Here is a 3,051-nt window from a genome sequence, read left to right as displayed (position 1 = left end):
CCTCTTCAAGCTCCTTCAAACGCTTAATATGACTTGAATCCATGCCACTGTACTAATTTAATGAATTTGGTCTAATTATTTTCGGTCTGACTTTTAGGGAAACATACAGATAGAATAGTGGACAGTAAAATATTATTGTCAAAAAAATCTATATTGAGAATGATTTGTTATTTATAATTTATATAAAATTAGTTTATGAGTTAACTTAGAGAATGGGATTATGCTCGACTATTTCTTCTTTTTACGAACAATATAACCTGAAATTAAAACCCAGAAAACAATTAATCCAGCAAAAGAGATAAAGACTAATGTTCCAGAGCCCAAAATCGTATAAATTCTTCCCGTATGTACTTCTAGAGCAACGTTCCACAAGGACATAGGCAAAACTCCAAACTCATTGGGCATCTCTGCAAAATTCGATCCGTTCTCATATTCTACGATACACTCCTTCCCTTTAAAATCTTTACTAAAGCCTGATATCGCTCTTTTCCCAAATGGAGCACCACTAGTTGAAGAAGGTATTTCCCCTGTAAAATAATCGACTATTTCTTCAGTATCTCTATTCCAAGTAAAGAGTCCACTAAATGAGCCAACTATCCACTGGTTGAGAGAATCTTTCTCCAATACATTTACACCCATTACACTAACAGGTGGAACTTTTCCTAGTTTCTGAGGAGTAGATTTCAAGTCTTTTAAACTATAAAAACCTTCAGAAGTAGAAAGTAACCATTCCTTTTTATGAGTGTCAAATCGTATGGCCCGTAGCTTATCATTCCAAGGATTATCACTCTGAAGAATCGTACCAGGAAGAGGGGATACTTTGTTTTTAGCAAGAGGAATGAGGATAGGAGGGCGTAAACACCAACCTGTAAAAGAGACAAAAAGTGTTAGAATAATAGTATATCGACCTATTATATTATGCCAGTTTAGAGAGCCTTTAAGCAATCTTACACTCTGTTGAGGCTTTACTCCTTTTTGTTTCAGCCTTTTGATATATTTGGGTAAGCACCAATATAATATCCCTGTTACCGAAAGTATAATGAGGACAACGGCTAATAGATCCATAAACACTTTACCTACTATACCAAAGAGTTCTCCACTGTGTAACAGCCATACAGTTCTAAATAGAGTGACTTTGGCATTATACCCTTTCGGTTTTTGTATCTCTATCTTTTCAAAACTTTGGTAGGGCGGAAGAGAAACATAGAGATGTGAGCGAGTAGCAAGAATCAGACTATCCTGATGAGTGATAATGTCTGTTAGTCGTTCGTTCGGGCTATTGGGTGCAATCATCCAACCCCTAGTTGAGTTGTATTGATAAAGAGTAAATTGAGCAGCAGCAAACAATTCTAGACTTGGTGTCTCTGCCATCGCTTGTATATTCCTATTATCTACTCCTTGAGGAAATCCCTTATTGAATTCTTTAAAAAAAGTGGCTTGCTTATCGCTTTTAAATATGCCTGCCGAACCATATATAAAAACTGTATTGGTGTCTTTTTGTAAAGGAATCGTTCCCCTTAAAAAATTATTATTCCATTTTTTGTATTCGAACAAAGAAGGAAGATACTTTCTGCTAATGTCTATCTGCGAGACTAAAGTGCGGTGATTAAGTATAATCCCTGAGAGACTGAAGAGAAGTATAAAAAAGCAAAATAAAAGACCAAACCATTTATGGTGCTTTTTCCAAGTTCCTTTTTTCATTCGTGTATAAATAAATTGTGTTTGGCTTTGCAATATACCATAGTTCTAGCATAAGAACGAATGAAGAGATTAAAATGATCTGTTATTTGTGTAAAGAGATTGTGTCTAGTGTTTATGTCCCCGAATAGTTTCGTTGTTTGTGGAGTAACTGCTAGTATTACTAATAAACTGCTAGCAACAGATATCTTAATATGTAAAATGCCTTTTAAGGCTCAAAGGGTTTCGGGTTTGAGTGAAATAGGAAACCAATTTTATCTATATAAATAAAGATGATTGATATGGTATTGGAAAGGGATAGGTTGTACTAATTCAATCTATCTCTTTTTGGATAAGGCGGTTTGTTTTAACTAAGCTTTGTACTCCTCTTTAACACCGGTATGAGTTTGAGGTGACTCCAAAAGTTGGACATAAAATAAAAACAGATGAAAGATAAATTCCTTCACACGTTTGAGTTCCGATTAAATTTGGTTAGTCAAGCCTTAAATGGTCGTTCCTTAGCCGATCTAGGAAGGAGCTATCGCACTAATACTAGAGATATACGAATGTGGGTTCGTAGATATAAACTCTATGGAGAAGCAGGACTATACAGTAGTATAGGAAATCGATTTAGCATCGAAGAGAAAGAAAAAATAGTGACTCATGTAATTACTAATAAAAAAACCATCTTTACTTCAACTAGCTTTATACCATAATGTTAGCTACGGAACTCTATTGGGTTGGCTGCATAAAGTTAACAAAGGTGGTCTTCAAGCTTTACGAGATCCAAATGTATCTAAACGAAAATCTAAAGACCGCTTGCCTATGGCAAGACCTAAAAAGAAAGAACCAACAACTGAGTTGGAGAGACTTCGATTAGAAGTTTATAGATTAAGAGTAGAGAATGAGCTATTTAAAAAAGTCAAGGCTTTAGTTCAAGCACGAGAAGCCCGCGAACGCATGATTGGTCTCAAGTCATCCAAGAACTAAGGCAGCAATACGACCTTGCAACTCTTTTAGATTGCGGTCAGATGGCTCGTTCAACGTTTTATTATCATATAAAACCTCAAAATAAATCTTCTAAAGAAAACTTTCATATTGAACTAATTAAGAATATCTATCAACAGCATAAAGGGCTTTATGGGTATCGTCGTATAACAGCTCAACTGCGCAAAATGGGGTATTTAATTAATCATAAGAAAGTTCTTAAGATAATGAATCAACTTGATATTAAAGGTAAGGGTAAGGAACCTAGTATCCGTAACTATAATAAAGAAGAAGGAGATGGCCAAGAAATATCTGAAAACTTAATTAATAGAGACTTCCATGCAGATCAGCCTTATAGGAAGTGGGCTACAGATCTAACTCAAATTA

At 35.1% G+C, this 3,051-nt stretch carries 4 protein-coding genes; 3 read left to right on the top strand and 1 reads right to left on the bottom strand.

Annotated features, from left to right (window positions below; translation table 11 throughout):
- Positions 1–228: 228 nt before the first annotated feature.
- Complete coding sequence (locus tag K8V80_RS00595; RefSeq protein ID WP_276774609.1) at positions 229–1,701, bottom strand: PepSY-associated TM helix domain-containing protein; 1,473 nt, start codon at positions 1,699–1,701, stop codon at positions 229–231.
- A gap of 422 nt (positions 1,702–2,123) precedes the next feature.
- On the opposite strand from K8V80_RS00595, the gene K8V80_RS00590 reads away from it, so the two are divergent.
- The 3 genes from K8V80_RS00590 to K8V80_RS00580 all read left to right on the top strand — a co-directional run.
- Entirely contained in the window at positions 2,124–2,393 is a 270-nt protein-coding gene (locus K8V80_RS00590) for a helix-turn-helix domain-containing protein (protein WP_276774607.1), read from the top strand.
- Positions 2,394–2,502: 109 nt separating this feature from the next.
- Positions 2,503–2,667 (top strand): hypothetical protein, encoded by a 165-nt coding sequence (locus K8V80_RS00585; RefSeq protein WP_276774604.1) that lies wholly within the window; start codon positions 2,503–2,505, stop codon positions 2,665–2,667.
- Positions 2,668–2,708: 41 nt separating this feature from the next.
- Positions 2,709–3,051 (top strand): IS3 family transposase (locus K8V80_RS00580; RefSeq protein ID WP_276774601.1); only part of this gene is annotated, 343 nt, incomplete at its 3' end.

Source organism: Bacteroides coprosuis (genome assembly GCF_020741705.1).
Lineage (GTDB): Bacteria > Bacteroidota > Bacteroidia > Bacteroidales > Bacteroidaceae > Bacteroides_E > Bacteroides_E coprosuis.
The sequence above is the reverse complement of the archived record's forward strand: the minus strand, read 5'-3'. Positions and strand labels throughout refer to the sequence as shown.